The 25,741-nt window shown below is 71.7% G+C and carries 25 protein-coding genes; 1 reads left to right on the top strand and 24 read right to left on the bottom strand.

Going from position 1 to position 25,741, the window contains the following annotated elements; all coding sequences use genetic code 11:
* Positions 1-8 precede the first annotated feature (8 nt).
* The 14 genes from ACUP6Y_RS01775 to ACUP6Y_RS01710 all read right to left on the bottom strand — a co-directional run bounded on the left by ACUP6Y_RS01775 (position 9) and on the right by ACUP6Y_RS01710 (position 14,425).
* Positions 9-563, bottom strand: a complete 555-nt coding sequence (locus ACUP6Y_RS01775; protein WP_462553888.1) for a LeuD/DmdB family oxidoreductase small subunit — start codon at positions 561-563, stop codon at positions 9-11.
* Positions 560-1,825 (bottom strand): 3-isopropylmalate dehydratase large subunit, encoded by a 1,266-nt coding sequence (locus tag ACUP6Y_RS01770; RefSeq protein ID WP_462553887.1) that lies wholly within the window; start codon positions 1,823-1,825, stop codon positions 560-562. Before ACUP6Y_RS01770 ends, ACUP6Y_RS01775 begins: the two co-directional genes overlap by 4 nt.
* Before the next feature lies 1 nt (position 1,826).
* Entirely contained in the window at positions 1,827-2,696 is an 870-nt protein-coding gene (locus tag ACUP6Y_RS01765; protein WP_462553886.1) for an isocitrate lyase/PEP mutase family protein, read from the bottom strand.
* Positions 2,697-2,882: 186 nt separating this feature from the next.
* The gene (locus ACUP6Y_RS01760; protein WP_462553885.1) at positions 2,883-4,496 is read right to left on the bottom strand and encodes an FAD-dependent oxidoreductase; all 1,614 of its coding nucleotides are present in this window, start codon (positions 4,494-4,496) and stop codon (positions 2,883-2,885) included.
* Complete coding sequence (locus tag ACUP6Y_RS01755) at positions 4,493-5,335, bottom strand: fumarylacetoacetate hydrolase family protein (protein WP_462553884.1); 843 nt, start codon at positions 5,333-5,335, stop codon at positions 4,493-4,495. Before ACUP6Y_RS01755 ends, ACUP6Y_RS01760 begins: the two co-directional genes overlap by 4 nt.
* Positions 5,332-6,267 (bottom strand): phosphoglycerate dehydrogenase, encoded by a 936-nt coding sequence (locus ACUP6Y_RS01750; RefSeq protein WP_462553883.1) that lies wholly within the window; start codon positions 6,265-6,267, stop codon positions 5,332-5,334. Before ACUP6Y_RS01750 ends, ACUP6Y_RS01755 begins: the two co-directional genes overlap by 4 nt.
* Complete coding sequence (locus tag ACUP6Y_RS01745) at positions 6,264-7,235, bottom strand: cyclase family protein (RefSeq protein WP_462553882.1); 972 nt, start codon at positions 7,233-7,235, stop codon at positions 6,264-6,266. Before ACUP6Y_RS01745 ends, ACUP6Y_RS01750 begins: the two co-directional genes overlap by 4 nt.
* Positions 7,232-8,818: an alpha/beta fold hydrolase gene (locus ACUP6Y_RS01740; RefSeq protein WP_462553881.1), complete on the bottom strand. Its 1,587-nt coding sequence runs from the start codon at positions 8,816-8,818 to the stop codon at positions 7,232-7,234. Before ACUP6Y_RS01740 ends, ACUP6Y_RS01745 begins: the two co-directional genes overlap by 4 nt.
* Positions 8,815-9,585 (bottom strand): ABC transporter ATP-binding protein, encoded by a 771-nt coding sequence (locus ACUP6Y_RS01735; protein WP_462553880.1) that lies wholly within the window; start codon positions 9,583-9,585, stop codon positions 8,815-8,817. Before ACUP6Y_RS01735 ends, ACUP6Y_RS01740 begins: the two co-directional genes overlap by 4 nt.
* Before the next feature lie 8 nt (positions 9,586-9,593).
* The gene (locus ACUP6Y_RS01730; RefSeq protein ID WP_462553879.1) at positions 9,594-10,397 is read right to left on the bottom strand and encodes an ABC transporter ATP-binding protein; all 804 of its coding nucleotides are present in this window, start codon (positions 10,395-10,397) and stop codon (positions 9,594-9,596) included.
* A complete protein-coding gene (locus ACUP6Y_RS01725) occupies positions 10,394-11,314 on the bottom strand; it encodes a branched-chain amino acid ABC transporter permease (protein ID WP_462553878.1) in 921 nt (306 codons plus the stop codon). The genes ACUP6Y_RS01730 and ACUP6Y_RS01725 overlap by 4 nt, the downstream gene beginning before the upstream one ends.
* A gap of 4 nt (positions 11,315-11,318) precedes the next feature.
* Complete coding sequence (locus ACUP6Y_RS01720; protein WP_462553876.1) at positions 11,319-12,200, bottom strand: branched-chain amino acid ABC transporter permease; 882 nt, start codon at positions 12,198-12,200, stop codon at positions 11,319-11,321.
* Between the two features lie 63 nt (positions 12,201-12,263).
* Positions 12,264-13,460: an ABC transporter substrate-binding protein gene (locus tag ACUP6Y_RS01715; protein ID WP_462553875.1), complete on the bottom strand. Its 1,197-nt coding sequence runs from the start codon at positions 13,458-13,460 to the stop codon at positions 12,264-12,266.
* Between the two features lie 203 nt (positions 13,461-13,663).
* Positions 13,664-14,425 (bottom strand): IclR family transcriptional regulator, encoded by a 762-nt coding sequence (locus ACUP6Y_RS01710; protein ID WP_462553874.1) that lies wholly within the window; start codon positions 14,423-14,425, stop codon positions 13,664-13,666.
* Positions 14,426-14,554: 129 nt separating this feature from the next.
* Here ACUP6Y_RS01710 and ACUP6Y_RS01705 point away from each other — a divergent pair, with 129 nt between their 5' ends.
* Positions 14,555-16,039: a hypothetical protein gene (locus tag ACUP6Y_RS01705; protein WP_462553873.1), complete on the top strand. Its 1,485-nt coding sequence runs from the start codon at positions 14,555-14,557 to the stop codon at positions 16,037-16,039.
* A gap of 210 nt (positions 16,040-16,249) precedes the next feature.
* Here ACUP6Y_RS01705 and ACUP6Y_RS01700 read toward each other — a convergent pair whose 3' ends face one another.
* From ACUP6Y_RS01700 to ACUP6Y_RS01655, 10 genes are all read right to left on the bottom strand, one after another.
* Positions 16,250-17,464 (bottom strand): IS4 family transposase, encoded by a 1,215-nt coding sequence (locus tag ACUP6Y_RS01700; RefSeq protein ID WP_462551601.1) that lies wholly within the window; start codon positions 17,462-17,464, stop codon positions 16,250-16,252.
* A 201-nt stretch (positions 17,465-17,665) separates the two neighbouring features.
* Positions 17,666-18,433, bottom strand: a complete 768-nt coding sequence (locus tag ACUP6Y_RS01695) for an ABC transporter permease (protein ID WP_462553872.1) — start codon at positions 18,431-18,433, stop codon at positions 17,666-17,668.
* The gene (locus tag ACUP6Y_RS01690; protein WP_462553871.1) at positions 18,430-19,269 is read right to left on the bottom strand and encodes an ABC transporter permease; all 840 of its coding nucleotides are present in this window, start codon (positions 19,267-19,269) and stop codon (positions 18,430-18,432) included. The genes ACUP6Y_RS01695 and ACUP6Y_RS01690 overlap by 4 nt, the downstream gene beginning before the upstream one ends.
* Before the next feature lie 5 nt (positions 19,270-19,274).
* Positions 19,275-20,264, bottom strand: coding sequence for an ABC transporter substrate-binding protein (locus tag ACUP6Y_RS01685; RefSeq protein WP_462553870.1), 990 nt, complete (start codon positions 20,262-20,264; stop codon positions 19,275-19,277).
* 107 nt (positions 20,265-20,371) lie between these two features.
* On the bottom strand, positions 20,372-21,214 hold the full coding sequence (locus tag ACUP6Y_RS01680; RefSeq protein ID WP_462553869.1) for an ABC transporter ATP-binding protein: 843 nt from the start codon (positions 21,212-21,214) through the stop codon (positions 20,372-20,374).
* 35 nt (positions 21,215-21,249) lie between these two features.
* Complete coding sequence (locus tag ACUP6Y_RS01675; protein ID WP_462553868.1) at positions 21,250-22,239, bottom strand: PDR/VanB family oxidoreductase; 990 nt, start codon at positions 22,237-22,239, stop codon at positions 21,250-21,252.
* Complete coding sequence (locus ACUP6Y_RS01670; RefSeq protein ID WP_462553867.1) at positions 22,236-23,135, bottom strand: fumarylacetoacetate hydrolase family protein; 900 nt, start codon at positions 23,133-23,135, stop codon at positions 22,236-22,238. Before ACUP6Y_RS01670 ends, ACUP6Y_RS01675 begins: the two co-directional genes overlap by 4 nt.
* 66 nt (positions 23,136-23,201) lie before the next feature.
* The gene (locus tag ACUP6Y_RS01665) at positions 23,202-24,419 is read right to left on the bottom strand and encodes a Rieske 2Fe-2S domain-containing protein (protein ID WP_462553866.1); all 1,218 of its coding nucleotides are present in this window, start codon (positions 24,417-24,419) and stop codon (positions 23,202-23,204) included.
* A gap of 21 nt (positions 24,420-24,440) precedes the next feature.
* On the bottom strand, positions 24,441-24,926 hold the full coding sequence (locus ACUP6Y_RS01660) for a VOC family protein (protein ID WP_462553865.1): 486 nt from the start codon (positions 24,924-24,926) through the stop codon (positions 24,441-24,443).
* Complete coding sequence (locus tag ACUP6Y_RS01655; protein WP_462553864.1) at positions 24,923-25,693, bottom strand: GntR family transcriptional regulator; 771 nt, start codon at positions 25,691-25,693, stop codon at positions 24,923-24,925. Before ACUP6Y_RS01655 ends, ACUP6Y_RS01660 begins: the two co-directional genes overlap by 4 nt.
* Positions 25,694-25,741 lie beyond the last annotated feature (48 nt).

Genomic DNA, 25,741 nt, shown 5'->3' with positions numbered 1-25,741 from the left:
CGGTGTCCTCAGCTCGCCGGCTGGGACTCGCGGTCCGCGGGCGCGGCCCGCCCGGGACCGTACTGCTGACGCAGCAGGTTCAGCCCACCGCCGGCCTCGATGACCGCGATGGCGTGGGCGCTCGGCGGGGTGCCCTGAAGCACCTCGCCGGTCCGGCCCACCCGGACGGTTGCGGCGCGCCAGTCGACCTCGACGTCGTCCCAGCGCTCGACGGCCGCCGCGATGCCCGGGACGGTGACGAGCGGCATGCCCTGGTAGAGCTCGCCGCGCCAGAAGCCGGGAGCGTAGGACTCCGCGACCACGGCCACGACACCGGCGTTGCGCATGGCGATCATGGCCGGGTAGTGCGGGTGCCCGTAGCCGAAGTTCCGGCCGCCCACGATGACGTCGCCGGGACGGACGTCGTCGACGAACGTCGGGTCGTAGGCCCGCATCAGCACCGACCGCAGCTTGTCCGGGTCGTAGTACTTGATGTTCGTCACCCCGATGACGAGGTCGATGTCGAAGTCGTCGCCGAAGACCCACGCGACCCTGCCCTCGAACACGTCCGCGACGGCGCTCACGCCATCACCTCCCGCGGGTCGACGATCCTGCCGGCGAGCGCGGACGCCGCGACGGTGTAGGCCGACCCCATGTAGATGTTGGCCTCGGTGCTGCCCATGCGGCCCGAGATGTTGAGCACGCCGGTGGAGATCGCGTTGTCCCCGGGCTCGAGCGGGGAGGCGTAGCCCACGCAGAAGTCGCAGGACGCCTGCGCCACGTTGGCGCCGGCATCGCTGAGGATCTCCAGCAGCCCCTCGTCCTGTGCCTGGTCGTAGATCTGCTTCGAGGTCGGCACCACGTTGAACCGCACGCCCGGCGCGACCTTCCTGCCACGCAGGATCTCGGCGGCCGCGCGGATCTCCTCGATCCGGCCGCTGGCGCACGACCCGATGTAGGCGTGCTGCAGCTCGGTGCCGACCAGGTCCTCGATCGGCCTGGTGTTGCGCGACTTCGCCGATCCCGGCATCACGACCTGCGGCGACAGCGCGTCGAGGTCGACGTGGTTGGTCGCGGCGTAGCTCGCGTCGGGGTCGCTGTAGACCGGCTCGAAGTCCGCACGCTGCACGCGGCGCGAGTACTCCAGCGACAGCTCGTCGGGGTTGAAGATCGCCGAGACGGCACCGGTGAACATCGCCATCGCGCACAGGCCCTGGCGACGGCCGATCGACATCGACTCCGCGCCGGGACCGGTGTACTCCATGACCTGGTGCGCGCACGCGTCCGCGCCGTAGGTGGCGATGATGTGGTGGATCAGGTCGCGGTTGTCGACGCCGGTCGCGAAGGACCCCTCGAGGTGGAACCGCGTGCTCGCGGGCACGTCGAGGTACACCGCGCCGCTGACCCAGGCCTCGAGCAGGTCCTTGCGGACTCCCCACCCGAGCGCGCCGAGGGCGCCGAGACCGCTGATGTGCCCGTCGAAGTGGACCAGGAAGTTGCCGGGCGCGGCGTACCCGAGCTCGGCGCAGACCTGGTGCCCGATGCCGACGCCCTCGTGCACGGCGACACCGTTGAGGCGGCCCCAGTCGCGGGTGACGTTGTGCATCTCCAGCTCACGCTGGTTGTTGCGCGTGGTCATGTGGTCGATGAAGAGGACGTAGCGCTCCGGGTCCTTGACCCGCTCGATGCCGAAGTCCTCCTTCATCTGCCGGAACATCACGTCCGTGTAGCCCGGGTAGTCGTAGGCGACCATGTAGTCGGGACGGAACGGCGCGTTCTGGCCGGGTGTGACCGACTCCAGGCCGCCGGCCCGGGCGAGGATCTTCTCGGTGATGGTGGCGCCCATGTCAGAGCTCCTCGGGAGCGGGCAGGTACGTGCGCTGACGCTCCTCCATCTCGGGGAACCCGATCATCTGCACGAAGTCGTGATGCTCCATGTAGCGGCCCGAGACGTCCGGGAGCGGCTCGCCGGCGGCCAGTCGGGTGAAGGAGTCGCGGATCGCCGTGGCGGCCGCCAGGACGCCGTGGGTGGCGATCAGGCCGATCTTGATGCCCGCCTGGGCCATCGCCTCGTCGGTGAACTCGCGCTCCACCCAGGTCCACGCGGTGAGGGAGGCGACGAGCGGCACTCCGGTCAGCTCGTGGCAGCGCCGCCACTCCTCCAGCCCGGTGAACGTCTTGGACACCGGCATGATCAGGTCCGCGCCGGCCGCGGCGTACGCCTCAGCCCGCTTGAGCGCGTCGTCGCCGACGGCGTCGGTGCGGGCGATGAGCAGCACGTCGTCGCCGAGGCCGTCCTTGGCGGCCCGGACCTTGCCGACCGCCTCGGGCAGTGGGGTGACCTCGACGGGGTCGCCGACGCAGATCGGGCAGCGCTTGGGCGAGACCTGGTCCTCCATGAAGACCGCGGAGACCCCGGCGCGCCGCATGGCGGCCGCCGTGCGCTGGGCGTTGATGGCGTTGCCGTAGCCGGTGTCGATGTCGGCGATGATCGGCAGCTCACTGGCCTCGCGGATCTTGCGGACGGCCTCGACACCCTCGGTCGCCGTGAAGACCTCGGCGTCGGGCATGCCGAGCGCGGCGGCGATCGCGAAGCCCGACGCGCATACCGCCGAGAACCCGGCCTGGTCGGCGAGCCGTGCGGACAGGCCGTCCCAGACTCCCGGCGCCTTGATCACGCCGTCGTCGGAGAGAAGTTGCTTCAGGGTCCGAGCCATGTTTTCCACCTGTTCCGGAATCCGAACTTGGATTCACTATTCGATACTTGCACGGTAGGTCGGCCGCGACCACGGGTCAACCGGCGCCGGCCTCCGCGCCGGTTCTGTGGCGCGGCCGGGAGGCCGCGCGTGGGCAGGCTCCCGCCCCGGCCCCGCCTCCGGGCCGGGAGAGGGCGCCGGCGGCTGCTAGGGGTCGGCGAGCATGTCGTTCACCGCGCACCAGGCGTAGGTGTAGTTGCGAGCGTTGGCGAGGCCGGTGACATAGCCCTTGAGCTCCCGGGTCGCCGCGGCGTTGCCGGTCGCGTACAGCCCGGGGATCGCCGCGCCGTCGCGCCGCAGGACTCGGGCCGAGGTGTCGATCGCCAGGCCCAGCGACGAGAGGCCCACCCCGAGCACGTGGAGGGGCACGGCGTGGAACGGCGCCGTCGCGATCGGCCCGAGGTTGGGGTGCGGGTAGCGCGGGTCGCCGTACGCCGCCTGCGCGAACGGCAGTGCGCCCCGGTCGAACTCGTCGTCGTGGCCGGCCGCGGCCATCGCGTTGAAGCGATCGACGGTCTCGGCGAGCCCCGCGGCGTCGACGCCGACGGCGTCGGCCAGCTCGGCCAGGGTGTCGGCCCGGACGACGGTGTCGGGGTACTCCGCACCCGGGGCGTACGGGCCGAGCGGGTACTGCTGGCGGAACTGGTCGTCGATGACCAGCCAGCACGGGAAGTTGGCCCACCGCTTGCGCCGCGAGTCGAAGGTGCGGATGCCGCGGATCAGCGCGCCGTAGTAGCTCTCGTCACCGAAGCGCCGGCCCTCGCGGTTGACGACGATGGAGTGCGGGAAGCCGAGGTTCTCGAGCAGCTGCGAGTACAGCGGCTCGTCGCTGCCGGGGTGGGTGCTCTCGTCGAACCGCGCCCCGAGCACCACGAACGGGTCGGCGCCGCGGACGACGGTCGCGCCGACCTGCTGGCCCAGGGTGAGCCCGTCGCCGGCCACCACCGGGGGCGCGGCCTCGATCAGCTCGGGCACGTCCTCCAGCTCCGCGGCGTCCGGTGCGTTGCCGTACCCGCCGACGGCGATCAGCACCCCGCGGGCCGCGCGCACCCGCACCGGCCCGTCCGGGCCCTCCGCCTCCACGCCGACGACCCGACCGTCCTCCTCGAGCAGCCGGGTCACCCGGTGCTCGAGGCGGCACTCGATCCCCCGGCGGACGAGAGCCTCACGGACGAAGCCGCCCGCCAGCCCCAGGCCGTGGGTCAGCAGGTCCTCCTGCTCGCGCCGCCGGGCGAGGTCGAGCCGCGCCGCGACATCGCCGGCGAGGACGTGGTGGATCTCGTCGCGGCTGACTCCCGTGCGGTAGTAGACACTGGGCCTCAGCCGGTCTCGCCACTCCCCCAGCTCGCTGCCCGGGACGACGCACTCGATCATCCGGCCCTCGGCCGTGGACCCCGGGCCCGGCTGGTAGAGGTCGGCGGCCGAGCGGATCGGGCTCAGCGGCACGCCGGCCTCGGTGAACCAGCGGGTCGCCGCCACCGCCGACTCGAGGTAGCTGCGGCGGGCGGCGCGGTCCACCGGACGGCCCTCGCCCTGGACGTGGTCGAGGTACTCCTCGGTGGCCGCCAGGTCGTCCTTGCCGTCGTCGAAGTGGTTCGCGCCGACCCAGCACCAGCCCCCGCTGTACGCCGCGACGCCGCCCACCATCGTGGAGCGCTCCAGCACGAGCACGCGGGCTCCGAGGTCGTGGGCGCGGACGGCCGCGGCCAGGCCCCCGAGTCCGCCGCCGACACAGACGACGTCGTACGCCTCGGCGCTCACCGGGCCACCTCCGGGGCCACGACGCGGTTCTCCAGCGTCCCGAGTCCCTCGATCTCGCAGCGCACGACGTCTCCTTCCTCCAGGTAGGTCGGTGGTGTCCGGCCGGACCCGACACCGGCCGGGGTCCCGGTGAGGATCACGTCGCCCGTCTCCAGGGTCGTGGTCCTCGACAGGTAGGCGATCAGGGCCGGCACGTCGAAGAGCAGGTCCGCGGTCGTCGCGTCCTGGCGCAGGTCGTCCCCGACCCAGCAGCGGATCCGCAGGCGGTGCGGGTCGCCCACCTCGTCGGCCGTGGTGATCCAGGGACCGAGGGGACAGAACGTGTCCATGCCCTTCGACCTCGAGATCTGGCTCTCGGACCGCTGCATGTCCCTGGCCGAGACGTCGTTGGCGACGCAGTAGCCGAGCACGTGGCCGACCGCCTCGGCGGGCGACACCCGGCGAGCGGGCCGACCGATGACGACCGCCAGCTCGACCTCGTGGTCGAGCTGCGTGGTCAGGGCCGGGTCGAGCTCGATGGCGTCGCGCGGACCGGTCAGCGAGCTGGGGTACTTCGCGAAGATCATCGGGCTCTCGGGCCGCGGCTTGCCGACCTCCGCGATGTGGCCGACGTAGTTGAGGCCGACGGCCAGCATCTTGCCCGGCCTGGCGACCGGCGGCCCGAGCTCCGGATCGACCACCTCGGCCGTGGCCGCCGCGGTCTCGCGACCGAGCCGGTCCAGGTCCGTCAGGAGCTCGTCGAGGTCCGTGGTCGGGCCACCGAGGCTGGTGGCGCGGACCCACCCCCCGTCCCCCGTGCCGAGGAGCAGGACGCCGTGTCGATCGCGCGCGATCCTCATGAGGCCTCCAGGACGTCGAGGACGCTGCGGGCGCACTGCCAGGTGACGTCGGCGAGCGCGCGGTCGGAGTAGCCGGCGGTGTGTGAGGACAACAGCAGCCGTGGCGCCCGCCGCAACGGCGAGCCGGACGGCAGCGGCTCCTGCTCGAAGACGTCGAGCGCGGCGCCGCCGACGGTGCCGTCCTCGAGTGCCGCGCAGAGCGCCGTCTCGTCGACGACCCCGCCCCTGGCGCAGCTGACCAGCAGGCCCGCAGGGCCGAGGAGCTCGAGCTCGCGTGCGCCGATCAGACCGCGGGTCCCGTCGGTGAGCGGCACGTGCAGGCTGACCGCGTCCGAGGCCGCCAGGAGATCGGGCAGCGTCGCGGGGACCTCGCCGCGCAGCCGCAGCTCGGCGTCGCCCAGGCCCGGGTCGTGCGCGAGCACCTGCATCCCGAGGGCGCGGCCCAGGGCAGCGACCCGCGCGCCGATCCGGCCGAGCCCGACGACCCCCAGGGTGCGCCCGGCCAGTCCGCGGCCGACCACGGGACCCCAGCCCCCGGCACGCACGGTCGCGTCCGTGGCGACGATCCCGCGGGCGAGCGAGATGAGCATGCCCACGGCGTACTCGGCCACGGCGCCGGCGTTGCCGCCGGGGACGTTGACCGCGCGGATCCCCCGTCCGGCGAGGTAGGGCAGGTCGAAGTTGTCCATGCCGACGCCGCACTTGGCGACGACGCGCAGCCGGCTCGAGCCGCCGACCGTGCCCGGCCCGACCGGCTCGAAGCCGGCGATCCACGCGTCGGTGTCGGCGAGTGCGGCCAGCAGCTCCGGCTCGGACAGGTCCGAGGCGAGGACGACGTCGCACCCGGCGTCGCGCAGCAGCCGGACCGGGTCGTCCGAGTGCCGCCCGAAGCTCGGGGAGGTCGAGAGCACGCGCCAGGATCGGTCGGTCACAGCAACGCCACCGGCGCGATCGGGCTGCCCGTGCCGCGGGGGATCCGCAACGGGGCGGCGACGAGCATGAACTCGGAGCTCCCACGCTCCGCCAGGGCGTCGGCGAGCTCCTCCAGGTCGAGGTTGTGCAGCAGGTGGACGCCGAGGTGGACCAGCGACAGCACGTGCACGGGGAGCCGGTGCTCGTCCACGGCCGGGAAGTTGTCGCCGGACCCGTCGGTGCCCAGGACCGCGCAGTCGAGCTCGCCCACCACCTTCATCGCGCTGTGGTGGAGACCCGCGATCGGGCCGTACTTCTGCTGCGCCGACCGCCCCTCCGCCTCGGCGGCGCTCCGGGCGCCGGCGACCGCACGCGGCCGCCCGGTCCGCACCAGCAGCGCGTCGCCGGGACGGACGTCGGGCGCGGCCGCCCGCAGGTCGTCCTCGGTGACCGGGTCACCGCCCGCGAGGTGGTCGACGCCACGCAGCCGCGGGACGTCGACGAGCACCGCCCGGGTCGTCACCGGCCCGGCCGCCTCGAGGTCGCACACCGCGGCGCCGGTCATGTCGACCATCTCGGTGAACGGGCGGCCGTTCCAGCCGATCCCGCCGTAGCCGATGTGGCACAGCGCGTCCATGTGGGTGTTGTCGAGGCCGTGGCACTGCACCTGCAGCTGGTCGCTGGCGGCCTGGACGTCGCCACCGGCGTTGGAGCCCCAGGCGGTGACCATCTCGTGGCGGACGGCGGCGTCCATGCCCTGCGGGTAGTACGGCGGCGCCGCGACGTCGAGCGGCGCGCCGAGCTGGACCACCCGGCCGGTGCGGACGGCCGCGGTCGCCCGCCGGACGTTGTCCTCGGTGACCAGGTTGAGGGTGCCGCGCTGGTCGTCGGGGCCCCAGCGGCCCCAGTTGACGCGCACCCCGAGCCGTTCGGCGTGCGCGCGCACCTCGTCGGCGGCCAGTGTGGCGCCCGTCCGGTCGTCGCTCATCCCAGGAACTCCCGGTAGATCTCGAGGGTCTGCTCGGCGGCGCGCGGCTCGGGCGCCGGCCACCACACGGTCGCCGGGGTCGGCACGGTCTCGAGCAGTCCGTCGGGCACCAGGTCCGCGGCATCGTCGAGAGCGTTCGCGAGCATGTCGTGCGGGCCTGCCGTGAGGATCGCCGGCCGGCGCAGGTGCGGCAGCCGCGAGCGCGTGTCGTAGCCGAACCCGGCACGGTAGGCGCCGTCGTACGTCGCGCCGCTCTCGAGGATGCCGACGGCGTACAGGTGGAGGTCGGCGGCGGAGGGCAGGCCGATGGCACGGCCGGCGGCGTGGTCGACGCGGTACCACGGCCAATAGAGGAACGCGTCGCGCCGCCAGTTCCAGACCCGCGGGAGGTGGGTCCCGAACGCGTCGGGCGCGAGGTCGGGGAAGTAGTGGGCGAAGATGTCGTCGCGGAAGTCGGACGCCATCATCACCGGCGCCTCGAGCACCGCGCGGCCGATCCGCTCCGGCGCGACCACCGCCATCTCCAGGGCGACGCAGGCCCCCGTGTGGGAGCCCCACACGTCGAGCTCGTCCCACCCGAGCGCGTCCGCGAGGGCGAACGCGTCGGCCGCGAGCTCGGCGACGTCGGGCCGCCGCCGGGGGTGATCGGACAGGCCGTTGCCGAGGTAGTCCATCGAGGCGACCGCGCGGGTCTCGGCGAGTCCCTGCACCACCGGGGCGAACTGGGCGGAGGACCCGCCGCCGGTGGAGAGCACCAACAGCGGACGGCCGCCGGAGCCGGCACGGCGCAGGTGGACCCGGCCGTGCGCGGTCTCGACGTACTGGTGCCAGATCTCGACGCCGGGCGCGGACGCGGTCGGCGGCGGCGTGACCTCGGGACCGGCCGACGCAGGGTCGGGCGAGGGGCCGAGGACCGCCGGGACGTCGGCGAGCGTCGGCACGCGGACCGCGCCGGACAGCTCCGCCAGGCTGGGCCGGATGGCCTGCGCGGCCAGCGTCCACCAGCGCTCGAACGCGGCCGGCTCGGTGACGGCGGCGACGAAGGTCGCCGCGAGGTCGGCGACCTCGGGGAGCGGTGCCCCGCTGGTGCGCGGCAGGGTCGGCTCGTCGGCACGCAGCAGGCGGCGGTCGCGCAGGAAGGACCAGTACGCCGTGAGGTGCCGCCCGTCCTCGTGCGGCACCGGCGACGGCGGCACCGTGCCGTGGCCCACCCAGCCCTCGACGTCCTCGGCGCCGACCAGCACGACCCGCGCCGCGCGGATGCTGGCGGCGACGGCGGCGGCCTGGACCGCCGCCAGCTCGAGGGCCACGACCACCGGCGTCGTCCCCGCGAGGAAGGACACGCTGTCGGCCACGGCAGCGGTGGCCGCGCCGAGGTCGGCGAGCGGCAGCCGTGCCGAGCCCCCGGTGCCGGGCGGCTCCACGACGACGACGTGCCGGCCGGGGAGCAGCTCGGCGAGCTCGTCGGCGACGTGCGCCGCGGACCGGGAGGGTCCGGCGAGGACCAGCACCGGGGCGCCCGCCCCGGCGAGGAACAGCCGGACCTGGCCCCGCGAGGTGGTGACGTAGTGCGGAGTGCTCACGCGCCGCCGCCCTCGGCCGCGGTGAGCGCCCGCTCGATGACCGGCGCCGCGATCTCGGGGTCGAGCCCGAGGTGCCGGGCCACGAGATCCGGGTCCTCCTCGAGCTCGGCCGGCGTGCCCGAGGCGATGATGTCGCCCCGGTGGATCAGGTACGCGTGGTCGCACAGCGGCAGCGCCTCGGAGGCGTTCTGCTCGACGAGGAGGACCGTGGTGCCGGCGGCGTGGATGGCGCGGATGGCCTCGAAGACGACATCCACCAGGGCCGGGGACAGACCCATCGACGGCTCGTCGAGCAGCACCATGCTGGGCGCGGTCATCCACGCCCGGGCGATCGCGAGCATCTGCTGCTCCCCACCGCTCATCAGGCCGGCGCGCTGGGTCTTGCGCTCGGCGAGGCGCGGGAACAGCTCCCACACCTGGTCGAGCGTGGCCCGGCGCCTGCGACCACGGGCGAAGGACGAGAGGCCGAGGTTCTCCTCGACGGTCAGGGGCGCGACGACCATGCGTCCCTCCGGCACGAGAGCCAGTCCGCGCCGGGCGGTCCGGTGCGCGGGCGTCCCGGTGATGTCGTGCCCGTCGAAGGTCACCCGGCCGCTCGTGGGCTTCAACAGACCGGCGACGGTGTTGAGCGTCGTCGACTTCCCGGCCCCGTTGGCGCCGAGCAGCGCGGTCAGCGAGCCGCGCTGGACCTCGATCGAGAGGCCGCTGAGGGCGGGGATCGTGCCGTAGCGGACGTGCAGGTCGGTGACGGTGAGGATGGCGGTCATGGTGTGTCCTACTTTCCGAAGTATGCGCGTCGGACCTCGGGACGGCGCAGGCACGTGACCGGCTCGTCCTCGGCGATGACCTCACCGGCCGCGATGACGGCGACCCGGTCGCAGGCGCGCTCCAGCAGACGCATGTTGTGCTCCACGACCACCACCGTGACCCCGTCGGCGCGCAGCCGGTCCAGCAGCTGGGCGATGGGCTGCCAGTCGGCGTCGTTCATGCCGGCCGTCGGCTCGTCGAGCATGAGCAGGGTCGGCCGCGTGGCGAGCGCACGGGCGATCTCGATGCGCCGCTGGTCGCCGTACGACATGGTCTCGGAGAGGCGGTCGGCGTGCTCCGCGAGCCCGACGAACTCCAGCGCCTCCATCGCGGCACGCCGTGTCTCGCGCCGGTCGCTGCGGTCGGTCGGCGAGCCGACCAGGCTGCTGAGCAGCGACGCCCGGCGGTGCCGGTACGCGCCGGCCTCGACCTGCTCGAGCACGGTGAGGCCACGGAAGAGACGGATGTTCTGGAACGTGCGCGCGACCCCGAGGGCGTTGATCGCCCGCGCGTCGCGGCCGCCGGCGTCGACGCCGTGGATCGCCATCCGGCCGCCGCTGGAGGCGCCGAAGCCGGTCAGCAGGTTCAGCAGCGTGGTCTTGCCGGCGCCGTTGGGGCCGGCGATGCCGAACACCGTCGCCTCGGGGACCTCGAAGGTGACCGAGGACAGCACGTGCAGACCGCCGAAGCTCTTGCCCATCGAGTCGACGGCGAGGGCGGGGACACCGGTGCGGGCGGCGCCGCCACCCGGCGTCCGGGTCGTCGTGCTCATCGGGCGGCTCCCGCGGTCTCGTGCGGACTGGACTCGGCGTCGTTCCCGGCACCCGGTGGAGCCGCCCCTCGGGAGCGGCGCCTCTCGGTGAGCCGCCGCCAGCGCAGCGGGTCGATGAGGCCACCGGGCAGGAAGATGATGATCGCGACGAGGAGCGCGCCGTTGATGATCGACTGGCCGGCGGTGATGTACTGGCTGATGTAGACCGGCATGCCCGTGAAGACCGCCGCGCCGATCACCGAGCCGAACCAGTGGTAGGCACCGCCCAGCACGACGCTCGCGATGACCGTCACCGAGAGGTCGACGTAGAAGGTGTTCGGGTCGACGTACGAGAGCTTCGAGGCCTGCATCGCACCGCCGATCGCCCCGATGAACCCGGAGAGGCCGAACGCCACGACCTTGATCCGGTCGACCGGCACGCCGAGCGCGGCCGCCACGTCCGGGTCCTCGCGGGCGGTGTCCGCCGCGACGCCGAACTTGGACCGGCGCAGCGCCCACATCAGCACGCAGACGAGGACGAGCACGACGGCCATCTGCGGAGCGGACATCGTGTAGGGGACGACCTGGCCCTGCGAGCCGCCCGTGTAGTCGACGAGGTTGACCACGAAGACCCGGGTGATCAGCACCAGCGCGACGGTCGCCAGCGCCAGCCAGTGGCTCGAGAGACGCAGCAGGAGCCGGCCGACGACGAGCCCGAGAACGCCCGCGGCCGCGGCGGCGACGAGGACCGAGCCCCACAGGCCCAGGCCGGTCTCGTTGTAGAGGTAGATCGAGCCGTACGCGCCGACCGCGGCGAAGCAGACCGTGGCGAAGCTCAGCAGCCCGCTCCACAGCTTGACGTAGGTGCTCAGCGCCAGCACGCCGCCGGCCATCGCGAACATCGTCGCGCTCTGGAGGAGAACCAGGGTGGGATTCATCGCGTCACGCCCTTTGGAAGCTTGCCGTGCCGAGCAGTCCGGTCGGTCGCCACATGAGGACGACCAGGACCAGCCCGAAGGTGATCGCGTCCTGGTACGACGCGGAGATGTACGACGCCGACAGGTTCTGCACGACCCCGATGAGCACGCCGCCGAGTGCCGCCCCCCGGACGTCGCCCATGCCGCCGATGACCACGGCGGCGAAGCCCTGCAGCAGCAGCGCGTCGCCCAGGTTGAAGTTGAAGCTCTGCCCGCCGGCGAGCAGGATCCCGGCCAGCCCGGTGACCGCGCCCGAGAGGAGCGCCGCCGCGATGATCATCGTCTGCGGGTTGATGCCCGCGATCTGGGCGGAGCGCTTCTCGTACCCGACGGCCCGGATGGCCGCGCCGATCTTGGTGCGGTCGAGCAGGAGGAAGACCGCGGTGATCACCACGACCGCGCACACGACCGCGAGCACCTGCGTCTTGAGCAGGTCGATCGGGCCGATGCTGATCTGGCCGCGCGGCACCGAGCCCGGCGGGAAGCCGACCGGGGTGGCGTCGGTCGCGATGCTGAGGATCTCCCTCAGGCCGATCCACATGCCGATGCTGGCGATGACCGCCCCGAGCATCTGGGTGCCGCGGCGGCGCAGCGGCTGGAAGGCGACCTGGTCGACCAGCACGGCCACGAGACCGCCCGCCAGGACGCCGACGAGCGCGGCGAGCCAGAACGGCAGGCCGAAGGAGTCGGTCACGAAGTAGGTGAGCATCGCGCCGTACGTCGCGTAGACGCCCTGCGCGAGATTGAGGATCTGCATCGTCGAGAAGACGATGCTGAAGCCGACGGCGAAGAGCGCATACACCGCACCGGTGCAGATGCCGTTCGCCAGCTGCTCGAGGAAGAGCACGGGATTCCCTCTCTGGTGGAACGGGTGGCGGGGTCGTCGGATCCGACGACCCCGCCGTGAGCGTCAGCTACCGGGCGTCCACGGCACGATGACGCCGTCGGGGGCCGAGTAGTGGACGACGGTGACCGCGTTGGCGGCCTCGAGCTGCCCGCCGGAGAAGGTGACCTTCCCGTAGATGGTGTCGAGCTCGGTCATGTCCTCCAGCGCCGACGACAGGCCCGCGCGGGTCGTGTCGTCGCCGGCGGCCTTCAGGCCCATCGCCAGCGTGTAGATCGCGTTGAAGCCCTGGGCGGCGTAGTCGTCCGGCTCCTCGCCGTACTCCTTCGCGTACGCGTCGGCGAACTCCTTGCCCAGGCCGGTGGCCTCGCTGGCCAGGAAGTAGACGGGGAAGGGGACGTCCTCGAGGGCCTCGGGCTGGGAGTCGTAGACGCCGGTGCCGCTGATGGTCTGGCCGCTGATGATCTGGCCGTCGTAGCCCTTGTCGTGCAGGGCGGCGATCAGGCCCACGGCGTTGGACTGGGTGCCCACCACCACGACGGCGTCGGAGTCCTTGCGGATCAGGTCGGTCGCGGCGCCGGTGAAGTTGGTCTGGGTCGAGAGCGTCTCCACCTGTCCGAGGTCCTCGACCCCGGCGGCGTCCATGCCCTTCTTGAAGGCCGCCGCCTGCGACACGATGCCGGAGTTGTCGGTCATGACGCCGTAGGCGACCGTCCCGAGCCCCTCCTCCTCAGCGACCTGGGTGGCCAGCGTCTCGTTCGCGGGCTGCGGCATCGTCACCGTGCGGTAGACGTAGGGCGGGTTCGCCAGGTCCTCGTCGGTGGCGCCCCACAGCATGAGCGGGAGCTTCTGCTTCTCGGCGATCGGCTCGGCGGCACCGGCGACGGTGCTGAGGATGCAGCAGGCGACGCCGACGATGCTCTGGTCGGCCGCCAGCTGTGCCATCACGCTCGCCGACTTGGCGGGGTCCTCGGACCCCTCCTTGGTCACCAGCTCGATCTTCTGACCGTCACCGATCAGGTCGCCGTCGTTGACCATCCGCTCGGCGATCCTGCCGCCGTTGATGAAGGTCTTGCCGGCACCGGCGATCGGCCCGGTCTCGGCCACGATCACACCGAGCTTCATGGTGTCGCCATCGCTGCCGGCGCCGTCCTTGGCGCAGGCACTGGCGACCATCGCGGCCGCAACGAGGACCGCGCCGACCCTGAGGCCCCTTCGGCCCTTGCCGGACTGGTGACGGGTGGTGGGACGCAACGCGCGCACAGAGCCTCCTAGTTGGCCTGCCGGGTGCCGCGACCCGGCTGGGGCGCGGTTCGCGCCGGCCGGATCGAGCTACCCAGGTTGTTCCGTTTTCCGGAACTAAGTCCGGATTACGAAGCACGTTAGGCCCGGGGTGTGACGAGCGTCAACTTTTCAGGGGCACAAAATCGAGACGTGGCGACAGGTGTACCGGATGCCGGAACAGGTCACAGCCGTGCCGACAGGGTCGCCGCGTTGGCGGTGACCAGCTCGATCGTCCGCTCCCGCAGTCCGTCGACGAACCGGTTCACCGGCCCGCCCACGCTCAGCGACGCGACGACGCTGCCGTCGGAGGCGAGGACCGGCGCGGCGACGGCGCCGACCCCCTCGATGTAGTCCTCCATGCTGACGGCATAGCCCTTCTCGCGGATCGCCTCGAGCCGCCGCGAGAAGCCGTCGAGGTCGGACGTGGTGTGCTCGGTGAAACGGCGACGCTCCGCGGCGAGGGCGAGGGCCCGGGTCTCCTCGGAGAAGGCCGCGAGGACGACCGGCCCGGCCGCGACGTGGTACGGCAGCACGGACCCCACCGCAAGCCCGTGCACCTGCACGGGATTGCCACCCACGATGGTCTCGATGACCACGGCACCCTGCGGCCCCGGGACCATCAGGAAGGACGTGTCGCCGAGGTCGTCGGCGAGCTGCTGCATGAACGGGAGCGCCTCGTTGCGCAGGTCGAGGTCGGCTCGGGCGATGGCACCGAGCACGAGCATCCGCGCCCCGAGCCGGTACCCGCCCTTCGTCGAGCGCACCAGCCAGCCGACCGCCACGAGCGTCTGCAGCAGCCGGTAGGTGGTCGTCTTGTTGTAGCCGCACTCCCGGGTGAACTCGTTGAGTGAGATCTCGCGACGGTCGGTCGAGTACAGGTCGAGGAGCCGTGCTCCCTTGATGATGGACCCCACGATGCTCTTCGGGTCGATATCCGCCTCCATGCCACGGACTGTACCGTTATTCGGAATGCCGGGCCTGGACCACGACGGCGGCGTCCGCCGCCCGGGAGGCTCGCACCGACCCGACGACGCGAGGTCCGCCCCCTGGACCCACCGCCTACCGTCTGGGTCATGGTGGAAGGCCGCGTCCGCGTCTCGCGAGCCACGTACGTCGCGACCGCGATCGCGTTCGTCGCCTGGCTGCCGTTCCTGCGCCGCCCGCTGGAGTCGGACGAGGGCGGGTTCCTGCTGCTCGCCCGCCAGTGGTCCCCCGGCACCTCGCTGTACGGCGACCACTGGGTCGACCGGCCGCCGCTGCTGATCTGGATCTTCCGGCTCGCCGGGCAGCTCGGCCCGGTCGACCTGACCGCCGAGGGGATGGTCGCGCCCGGCGTGAAGCTGGTCGGCGCGGCGGCGAGCGCGGTCGCCGTACTGCTGGCGGGGGTGCTCGCGGCGCGGCTCTCCTCGGGACCGTCGCGCTGGACCCGGCGGATCGTCCCCCTGCTCACCGCGGCCCTGCTGTCGAGCCCCCTGCTGGGCATGCCGGCCACCAACGGCGAGGTCCTCGCCGCGCCCTTCATCCTGCTCGGGGTGCTGTGCCTGGTCGAGGCGGTGGCGGCGCCGGCGGGCCGGCGGGGACTCGCGCTCGCCGCGGGCGCGGGAGCGGCGGCGATGGCGGCCGCGCTGGTCAAGCAGAACATGATCGACGTCTTCGTCCTCGCCCTCGTCCTCGTGCCCCTGTCGGCCGGGCGCGTCCCGCAGCTCGGCCGCCGGGTGCTCGCCCTCGCCGCCGGCGCCGCGGCGGTCCTGGGCCTCGCCCTCGCCTCCGCGGCCGCCCGCGGCACCTCGCCCGTCGAGCTGTGGGACGCGGTCGTCGTGTTCCGGTTCCGCGCCGCGACGGTGATCGGGACGGAGGCCTCGCCCGCCACCGAGTACCGGATGACCCTCGTGGCACTCGCCTTCCTCGCCAGCGGCGCCGCGGTCACCCTGGTCACGACGGCCTTCCTCGCCGCCCGGACCGCCGTGAAGGAGGGACCGCGCTCCGCGCCGCTCCCGGTCGCCGCGCTGGCGATGGCGGCCTGGGAGGTGCTCGGGGTCGCCGCCGGCGGCAGCTACTGGCTGCACTACCTCACCGGCGTCGTCCCCGGCGTGGCACTGCTCTCCTGCCTCGTGCACCCGCGTGGCCGGCGACGCCGGATCGTCGACGCCTGCCTGGGCCTGACCGCCGCCGCCTGCCTGGCCGTCTGGGGCTACACGCTGGTCGCGCCGATCGACGCCACCCTGGTCCGCGACGCCGACGTTGGCCACTACCTGCGCACCCACGCGGACCCGAGCGACGGCGTCGTCGTCGCCTTCGGCCGGCCCGACGTCGTCGCCGCCAGCGGGCTGGCCAGTCCCTACGCCCACCTGTGGAGCCTGCCCGTCCGGGTCCGCGACCCCGACCTGGCCGAGTTCCGGGCCGTCCTCGAGTCCCCCGCCGCGCCCCGCTGGGTCGTCGTCTCCGGCGCCGGCCTCGCGACCTGGGGCGTGGACGCGCGGCAGGCGCAGGCGTACTTCGTGCGGAACTACGAGGAGCGGGCGAGGTTCGGGGAGCTGCGGGTGTGGGAGCGGCGCTAGGGTCAATACCGTTCAGTTAGCCGCGCGACGGAGATGGTTGTGGTGTTGCCGGGTTGGGGCCAGGTGGCGTGGGCGGCGCGTTTGACGTGCCACTTGGTGTACTTCCTCTTCACGACGCGCGGTGCTGCCCGTCGTCGCCGCTCTGGGTTGAGTCGTCGCAGCAGCCGGCGTAGGAAGTCCAGCCAGCCGGGACTGTCTCGCCCATGCTGGTCAGGGGGGAAAGGCGCCCGGGTGGGCGAGGGTCTGGCGGGTGATCCGTAGCGCGGCAACGAAGCTGACCCGGTCGGGATCATGCCCGGAGTGTGCGGCGGCTTCGGCCATCAGCGAGCGGATCGCGAAGTGGCAGCACAGGTGGCCCCAGATCTCCTGGAGCACCAGGTCCGGCGACTTGGATCGCAGCACAGTCCTCGGGCCGCGTTGGTGGGTCTTGAGCTCGTCGAAGGTCGACTCGATCTCCCACCGTTGCGCGTAGGCCGCGGCCAGATCGGTCGCGCTCGCCTCGCCCGGGTCCACGATGGTGGTGAAGAGCCGATACGACGTGGTGTTCTCGCGGCCGTCGTCGAGGGTGTAGTCGATGACGCGCACTCGCATCGGCTCCGCAGCCCGCGCGGCCTTGGAGTGGGTCTGTTGTAGGTCGGCCAGCCAGGAGCCGTCGGGCAGGTCTTCGACATGGACCGGCTTGGGGGCGGATTTGTCGGTGCGGATCCGCCACAGCAGGTCCGCCCCGGTCGCGATTGCCTTGCGCCACAGGGCGTAGGAGAAGAACCCGCGATCCGCGGTCAGCAGCATCCCTGGCGCCAACCGGTCCACGAGACGATCAGCAAAGACGGCCTCGGATGTCGAGTAGGTGCCGACCTCGGCGGCGAACACCGCGTGCGTGCCACACTCGGCCAACGCGACCACGCGAGCCTGGGGGAAGGCTGCCTGCTCGCCCTTGTTCACCCCCGGCCGGCCGAAGTGCTCGGCATTGACTGCCGTGTCGGCGACATCGAGACACGTGCCGTCGATCGCAACCAGCCGCCGACCGGCGAGCCAGACTCCTGGCATCTCATCGGTGCCGATCGGCTTGGCAACCCGCTCGAACAACTCCTTCAGCGGTTCAGCGCCCAGCCTGGCCCGGGCCTGGAAGATCGCGGACTTGCTCGGCGGGGAGTACTCCTCGGTCCAGCCCGAGGCCCACGAAAGACCATCGGTCAACTGAGCCAGCACGTCCTCATAAGAGCCCTCCGAGTACAGCGCCATCCCGATCGAGAAGTACGCCATCACCCGCGCCGGCAACGACCGATGCCGACGCTCGGTCCGCCCCACTTTGGCGATCACATCGTCGACCAACTCCGGCGGGAACACCCGCGTCAGCACCCCCACCGACACCAGATCAGACAAGCGTCGCTCGGTCTCCGGCTTCCTCCATCCAGCACGCGGCATGCCACCAAACTACACCGTCGTAACCTTAACTGAACGGTATTGGCGCTAGGGTGTGTCTCTCAAGTCAGCGCCGTCGCGAGCGGCGTTCCGGCCGATCTGGCAAGGCGGGGACGGCATGCTGGATCGCACGTCGAGCGGCCCCAACGCCGCCAGATCGAGTCGGAAACGACGCGTAGCAGGCGGGGACTTGGGCGACAGACCCTAGGTGGGGTTGGCGCGGGAGCCGAGGTACCAGGCGAGGATCCGGCGCTCGACGGCCTCGAAGAGGGCGTTCAACGCGTACCCGAGAAGACCCAGCAGGACGATGCCCGCCCACATCTCCTGCATCGCGAAGCTGCGCTGCGACTGCAGGATGAAGTAGCCGACCCCGTTGGTGCTGCCCACCATCTCCGAGATCACCATCAAGATGATGCCGATCGACAGCGATGTCTTCAGGCCGGCGAACACCTGGGGCAGCGCGGCGGGAATGGTGATGCCGAACATGGCCTGCCAGAAGGGGATCCGGTAGCTGCGTGCGGTGTCGAGGTACGTCGGGTCCACGCTCCGCACTCCGTCGACGGTGCTGAGCAGCACCGGCCACAGCGTCCCGAACGCGATCAACGTGATCTGGCTGCGCTCGCCGAGGCCGACGAGCAGCAGCAGGATCGGAACGATCGCGGGGGCGGGGATGGCGCGACAGAACTCCACGACGGGTGAGGCGATCCGGCCGAGCCGAGGCAGCCGTCCCAGCGCGATCCCCGCGACGAAGCCGGCTCCCGCGCCGATCGCCAGCCCGAGGAAGAGCCGGCGCAGGCTGGGGAGCACGTCGCTGGCGAGCCTGTCGAAGATCCACGTGTCGTAGAACGTCCTCAGCACGTCGCCGAGCGCCGGGAAGTAGTAGGTGTCGGATCGTGAGGTCCAGATCCAGACAGCGGCCAGCGCGGCGAGCGCGGAGGCCAGCTCCAGGACCAGCCAGCGGGACCGCCTCATGTCGCACTCTCCCGGTAGCCGGGGTGCCACCGCAGGGCACGGGACTCGACGGACACGAACACCACGTTCAGCAGCCAGCCGAGGACGCCGGCGAGGATCAACAGCGCGTACGCCAGCTCGGTCGCGCCGCTGGAGCGCGCGAGGGCCAGCGACGCGCCGATCCCAGGCGCGCCGATGATCAGCTCGGCCGACACCGTCAGGGCCAGCGCGATGGCGGACGCGATGCGTACGCCGGTCGCGATGTAGGGGATCGCGCCGGGCAGCACGATCCGGGTAGCGACGTCCCACCTCCTGGTGCCGAACGACCGCGCCACGTCGGCGTACATGGGATCGAGGCCGCGCACGCCGTACATCGTGTGGATCAGGATCGGCCACGAGGCGGCGAAGCCGGCGAGGAAGATCTTGGACTCCATCCCGGCGCCGAGAGCCAGGATCGCGAGCGGGATCAGCGCCACCGAGGGAACGGGGCGGAGGAACTCCACGACCGGCCTGATCACGTGGAACACGACCTCCGAGAGGCCGGCGGCGGCTCCGACCAGCCCACCGACGACGAGGGCGAGGAGAAGTCCCTGCGCCCAGCCCTGGAGGGTCAGCGTGACGTCCGACCACAGGCTCGACCCGCCCATCCGGCGCACCAGCTCGGCGAGGATGTCCGACACCGGTGGCAGCGCCTTGGCGTCGACCAGACCGGTTCTGCTGACGACCTCGAGCGTCCCCAGGACCACGGCGATGCCGAGGGCGGGCTCCCACAGACGGCTGAGACGGGCCCTGCGCCGCAGCGCACGGTCCGTCACGGTGACGGACACGTGCGCCGCGGCGCCGACTTGGCTGGACATCGAGCTCAGCCGAGTCCTGCCGTGAGGCCGTCGATGTCGACGTCGCCCTTGAGGATCCCGTACTTGTCGAGCAGCTCGACGTAGAGCTCGATCATCGACTCGGGAACGTCGTCGGAGAGCTGCGGGAAGACCATCTCGTCGATGACGTCCTCGGAGATCTCGGTGTAGTCGCCCACCGCCGCCTTCAGCGCGTCAGGATTCTCGCGCGCGTACTCGACCGCCTTCGCCAGCGCGTTCCTGAACCCCTCGACCGTCTCCGCATCGCCGTCCGCGAAGGACTCGGTCGAGAAGTAGGCGGCACCGGGCAGCGAGGGAGCGGTCTCCTCGTACGGGGTCGCGACGACCCGGGCGCCGTCCCTGAGCGCCGTCGTCATGAACGGCTCGATCACGAAGATGGCGTCCACCTGTCCGGAGGCCAGCGTCGATGCCATCTCGGGGAACGGCACCTCGACCAGCTCGACGTCGTCCGGATCCGCGCCGGCGTTCTCCAGGGAGTTGCGCAAGGTCATGTCCAGGATGTTGCCCAGCGCGTTGACCGCGACCTTCTTGCCGGCGAGGTCGGCGGTCCCCTGCACGTCGCTGCCGTCGGCAACGAGTACGGCGGCGTTGGCCTGCGAGGCGTCGGACCCGGCCTCGGTGGACGGGGCGACGATCGTGACCGGCAGCTTCTGGCCCCGAGCGATCACGAGGGAGGCGATATTGGAGAAGCCGATCTGACTGTCGCCGGCCACGACCGAGGCGGTGACCTCGGCTCCACCGGTCATCATCTGGGTCTCGATCTTCAGCCCCTCGTCCTCGAAGAAGCCCTGCGACTCGGCGAGGAAGACGGGCGCCACGTCAGCGGCGGGGAAGATGCCGAGGCGGAGGGTCTTCAGGCCCCCCTCCCCCGCATCGTCGGCGTCGTCTCCCCCGAGGCCGCAGGCTGAGGGGAGGATCATCAGGGCAACGAGCGCGATGGCTGCGATCACGCGTCGGTGTCGACGGCGGATGGTCATGCTGGTCTCCTCTGGCTGTTCCACGGACAGGCTCAGTTGCCGGCCCGGAGTGCCACGTTTCGATCGGCCGTGGCTCACCGTGCAGCGTCCGAGAGTGTCGGCGGAGGTCACCCGCCGTCGGCTGCCTGCTCCGTCCGGGTACTGGCCATGATCGCCTCGTACACGTGCCCGCGGAGGGCCGAGAACTCCGGGAGCTGCTTGGTGCTCACCTGGTCACGCGGACGGGGCAGCTCGACCTCGAGGAGCTCGCGCACCACCGTCGGCCGGTGACTCAGGATGACCACCCGGTCACCGAGGTAGACGCTCTCGTCGATGTCGTGGGTGACGAAGACGATGGACACGTCGTACTCGTGCCGGACGGCCAGGATCAGGTCTTCGAGCTCTGCTCGCGTCTGCGCATCGACCGACGCGAACGGCTCGTCCATCAGCAGGATCCTGGGGCGGAACGCCAGCGCCCTCGCGATGGCCACCCGCTGCTGCATCCCACCCGAGAGCTGCCACGGGTAGCTGGACTCGAATCCCTGCAGGCCGACGGCGGCGATCGCCTCGGCGACCCTGCGCCCACTCTCCGCCTGACCCAGCTTCAGGCTGCGCAGGGGGAACGCGACGTTCTTCGCCACGCGCATCCAGGGATAGAGCGACCGGCTGTAGTCCTGGAAGACCAGGGCGATGCCGTCGGCGGGGCCGGTCACCCTCTCGCCCATCGCCCACATCTCGCCCTCCGTCGGCGCCATGAGGCCCGACATCACGCGCAGCAGGGTGGTCTTCCCGCATCCCGAGGGCCCGACGACGCAGAGGACCTCACCGGCATGGACCGTGAAGCTCACGCTGTCGATGGCCTTCGTCCGACCCTGCGAGGTCGTGTAGGTCTTGCCGATTCCTCGCGCCTCGAGGACCTGCTGGCGCCGCTCGTCCGCAGGAGCGGCGTCGGTCAGCTGCTGGCTCGTCATGAGAAGTCTCCTTTCGTGCCCACCTGTTGAATCCGCTAGAGATCGAGGACGAGGCGGGCCGATCTGGACCGGCTCACGCAGATCATCATCGTGGCCGCGCCCTCGCGCTCGGCGTCGCTGAGCACGGTGTCGCGATGGTCCGGCCGGCCCTCGAGCACCTTCACCTCGCAGGTTCCGCAGTAGCCCTCCTCGCAGGAGGAGAGAACCCCCGGCTCCACCTCTCGCACCGTCTCGAGGATGGTGCGGTGCGAGGGCACCGTCAGCGTCCGCTCCGAGCGCGCCAGCACCACCTCGAAGCAGGAGTCGTCCTGCGCCGTCGCCGCGGCGCCGGGCGGGGACGACGTCGTGGGTGCGAAGCGCTCGATGTGGAGCCGGTCGCCGAGGCCCGCCCCGGCGAGGGCCAGCAGGGCGTCGAGCATCCCCGACGGTCCGCAGCAGTACAGATGGGCGTCCGCCGCGAGGTCGTCGAGGATCCCGGCCAGGTCGACGCGGCCGTCGACGTCCTCGGCGAGGAGGCTCACCGAGCCACCCGGCAACGCTCGGATCTCGTCGAGGAAGACCATCGTGTCGCGCGAGCGGGCGCCGTAGACGAGCTCCCATGCCCGTCCCTGCGCGGCGGCCGTCGCGATCATCGGGAGCAGGGGCGTGATGCCGATGCCACCGGCGACGAACACGTACCTCTGTGCGGGAGCGAGCTCGAACAGGTTGCGGGGAGGCGTCGCCCGCAGGATCCTTCCCACCAGCTGGGTCTCGTGGATCTCCCGGGAGCCGCCTCTCCCCCGCTCCTGCAGCAGCACCGCCACCCGATAGGAGGACCGCTGCGAGACCGGTCCGCACAGGCTGTAGGTCCGGACGGCTCCCGACGGCAGCGCGAGGCCGACGTGGGCACCGGCGGACCATGCGGGGAGGAGCTCGCCGTCCGGCGAGCGCAGCGTGAGCGACAGGACGCCTGCCCCCTCGTAGCGCGCCTGCGTCACCAGCAGCCGAAGCGACAGCGCGCTCGGCGTCGCACCGACGGGCGTCACGTCCGCGGCCCCGGAGGGTCGACGACCGGGGACACCAGCGTGCCGACTCCCTCCATCGCCACCTCGACGACGTCTCCTGGCACGAGGTACTGCGGCGGGTTGAAGCCGTAGCCGACCCCGGACGGGGTGCCGGTCGCGATGATGTCCCCCGGCTCCAGGGTCACGCCCTGGCTGATCCAGGAGATGAGCTCCTCGACCCCGAACACCATGTCGCCGCAGAGCTCGTCCTGCCGCAGCTGACCGTTGACCCGGGCCCTGATCCGCAGATCGCGCCAGTCGCCGGCCTCCTCGGCCGTCACGACCCACGGCCCCATCGGCGCGAACCCGTCGAGGGCCTTCCCCCAGGCCCACTGCTGGGCAGGGTCGCTGTGCTGCAGGTCGCGAGCGCTGACGTCGTTGACCAACGTGTAGCCGAAGACATGGTCCAGCGCGTCGGAGAGGGCGACCTTGCTGGCGCGACGCCCGATGACCACGGCCAGCTCGACCTCGTAGTCGAGCTCCGCGGTCAGGCCGAGGCTGCTGATCGGGGTGCCGCTCGCGACCACGCAGTTGGGCCACTTGGGGAACAGCACCGGACGCTCGGGAACGTCCAGCCCCGCCTCCTGCGCGTGGCGCTTGTAGTTCAGGCCGATGCAGATGATCTTCGACGGACGCCGGATCGGTGCCAGGACCTCGGCCTCGGCCTCCGGCAGGAGGTGCCGGCGGTCGGGCGCGTCGACCATGCGGCGGACCTCTGCCAGAACAGCCGGATCCGTGTCGAGGAGCGTCCCCACGTCGCGAGCGCCGCCGAGGTCCACGCCGGCGGTGGCGGCGGACGCCGTGAGATCGAGCACGCCGTCGGCCAGGTGTGCCGCCAGGTGCGCCGATCCGTCGACACTGATCGATCCGATACGCATGTCATTCCTCTTCTTCGACGTGCCCGTCGAGCGAGCACTCGATCCGGGCGAACGGGGTTGTGCTGGTCACTGCTGGGCGAACCGCGACTGCCAGGTCAGGCCGTCGGCGATCACCTCGTCGACCCGCTCGATCTCGCGGTACCGGTGACTGGGCTCCCGGGTCGCGGGGGGCTCGCCCTCCTCGCTGGCCCTGATCGCGCGCAGCATCAGGCGGCGCATCCGGGTGACGCCCAGGTCGCTGGAGCCCAGGTGCTCCAAGGACCGGTCGGTGACGAGTCCCTGGCTCTCCTGGATGACGCAGTCCTCCTCGGCGATCCCCTTGATGCCGGAGAAGTGGCCGTCCCTCATCGCCGCGCGGTCCTGGGGCCAGCCGTCCTCGCGCCGGGACGTGCGCTTGTGCTGGTGGTCCACGATCTCCAGGCCCAGGCGATCGAAGAGCGCCTCGTGCTCCAGGTCGTTCTCGTGGTCGTAGAAGAGCCAGTACTGCCAGCAGCTCTCGTCATCGATGGGGACCCAGGCGCACAGCACCTTGTCCTCGCCCGGCAGGAACGTGATGCAGGGATAGGCGAACGCCGTGATCCGCAGGTACTCCGTCCCGCCGTCGGGTCCCGGTCTCCGGGCCGCCAGCCGCATGCCGAACCAGGTCTCGTCGACCTCCAGGCTCGGCGCCGTGCTCGACATCGTCATCGCCAGCGAGCTGTCCACGGGGGCGCCGGTGGCGGGCGAGCTGTGCAGCGCCGAGACGTGGGCGGGGTCGAGGCTGCCCTCGACACCTTGCAGATAGTTGCACTCCAGACGCAGCTTCGAGGCGTGCCAGCGGCGTGACCCGGCGGAGAACGGGGCGAAGTCGGGGAACTCCGGAGCGCTCCCCGGAGGGCCGAGGTAGGCCCACACGATGCCGCCGGCGATCTTCGTGTCGAACGACCTGACGGGGATCTTGTCCTTGAGTCCCTGTCGTGACTCCGGCTCGGTCGGCAGCTCGAGGACATCGCCGCTCGGGCCGAACTTCCATCCGTGGAAGAGACACCGGATCCCGTCCGGCTCACAGCGGGCCAGCCCCAGCGAGGCGCCTCGATGGGGACAGCGCTCGTCCAGCAGGCCCACGCTGCCGTCCTTCGTCCTGAAGGCGACCAGCGACTCCCCCAGGATCTTGACCCGTACCGGCTGGTCGTCCATCAGCTCGGCCTCCAGCAGCGCCGGCAGCCAGTACCTCCGCATGAAGCGCCCGCCGGGCGTGTCGGGACCGGACCTCGTCAACAGGTCGTTCTCTTCCTGATGCAGCACGTCAGCTCCTCAGCGTCGTCGTCAACGGGGGTCTTCCTCTGCGAACCAGAGCTCGAAGTCCTGCTTGCGGGCCGCGTCCTGCAGCTCAATCCGGACACCGGACTCGGTGAAGTAGGCGAACCGTGCCGGCTCGACACCGGCCTCGACGTCGACCCCGTACGCCTCCAACGTGGCCCCGCGCTCGGTCAGGGCGCTGACGGCCGCGGGCAGGTCCTCGACCCACCAGGCCACGTGATGGAGGCTCTGCCCCTCGGGCAGCCGCCAGGGCGTCCCGGGCGCCGCGGAGATGACCTCGAGGCGGAACGAGGAGTGCCGCGAGAAGCAGACCTCGACCTCGATCTCGCCGAGCTCGCCCGAAGGAAAGCTGCGATAGGTCTGGGGCCGCCGGCGTACCGGCGTCCACGACCAGCCGAACTGCCGGGTCATCTCCCGGGTGGTGGCGCGAACGTCCGGCACGACCAGTGCGGCGTGGTACGGGCCGACCTGCAGGTCCTCGAGGGCCATCATCGCCCCCGCACCTCGGTGCCGTCCGGTCGTACGGCGCCACGCCCGTCCAGCGCCAGGTCACCGCAGGCGAACCGGATCGAGGTCCTCAGGCTCGAGGGGTCCCGCATCGGCGCGAGCTCGGCGACCAGGGTGAGCGCCACGCGGCCGAGGTGGTGCGCCAGCAGGCGGGCCGCCAGATCGGCGTCACGGGCCTCGCACGCGCTCAGGATGGCGCGGTGCTCGTCGGCGGCCAGGGCGTAGGCACGGGGCTGCGTGGCCTGCAGCCGCCGGTAGCGGCTGCTGAGGGCGTTGTAGGAGTCGAAGGCCGACACCAGGCTGGGGCCGGCCAGACCCACCAGCCCGCGGTGGAACGCGACATGCGGGATCTCGCGGCGGTCGAAGTCCTCGGTCCGGTCGAACTCGTCGATCTCGTCCAGGCAGGACCGCAGCTCGCCGATGTGGTCGGCGGTCATCCTGGGCACGGAGATCCGGGCGCCGAGCGCCTCCAACGTGATCCGCATGGTGTAGAGGTCGTCCAGATCGTCGAACGAGGTCTCGCGGACGCGGAGCCGCTGGCCACCCACGTCGATCAGGCCGTCGGCCTGGAGGAGTCGCAGCGCCTCGCGCAGCGGGGTGCGGCTGACGTCGTACCTGCGGGCCAGCTCCATCTGCGTGAACGTCGCGCCGGGAGGGATCTCGCAGCTGAGGATCGCCCGGCGCAGGCTGTCGTAGAGGTAGCTGACGCGATCGGACTGGGCGTCGTGCGTCAGCGAGTCGGCGGAGGGCATGTGGCGGACGCTACATTCGTATCCACGAGATCGCAATGGTGGATACAG

Source organism: Nocardioides sp. S5-5 (genome assembly GCF_054954065.1).
The sequence above is the reverse complement of the archived record's forward strand: the minus strand, read 5'-3'. Positions and strand labels throughout refer to the sequence as shown.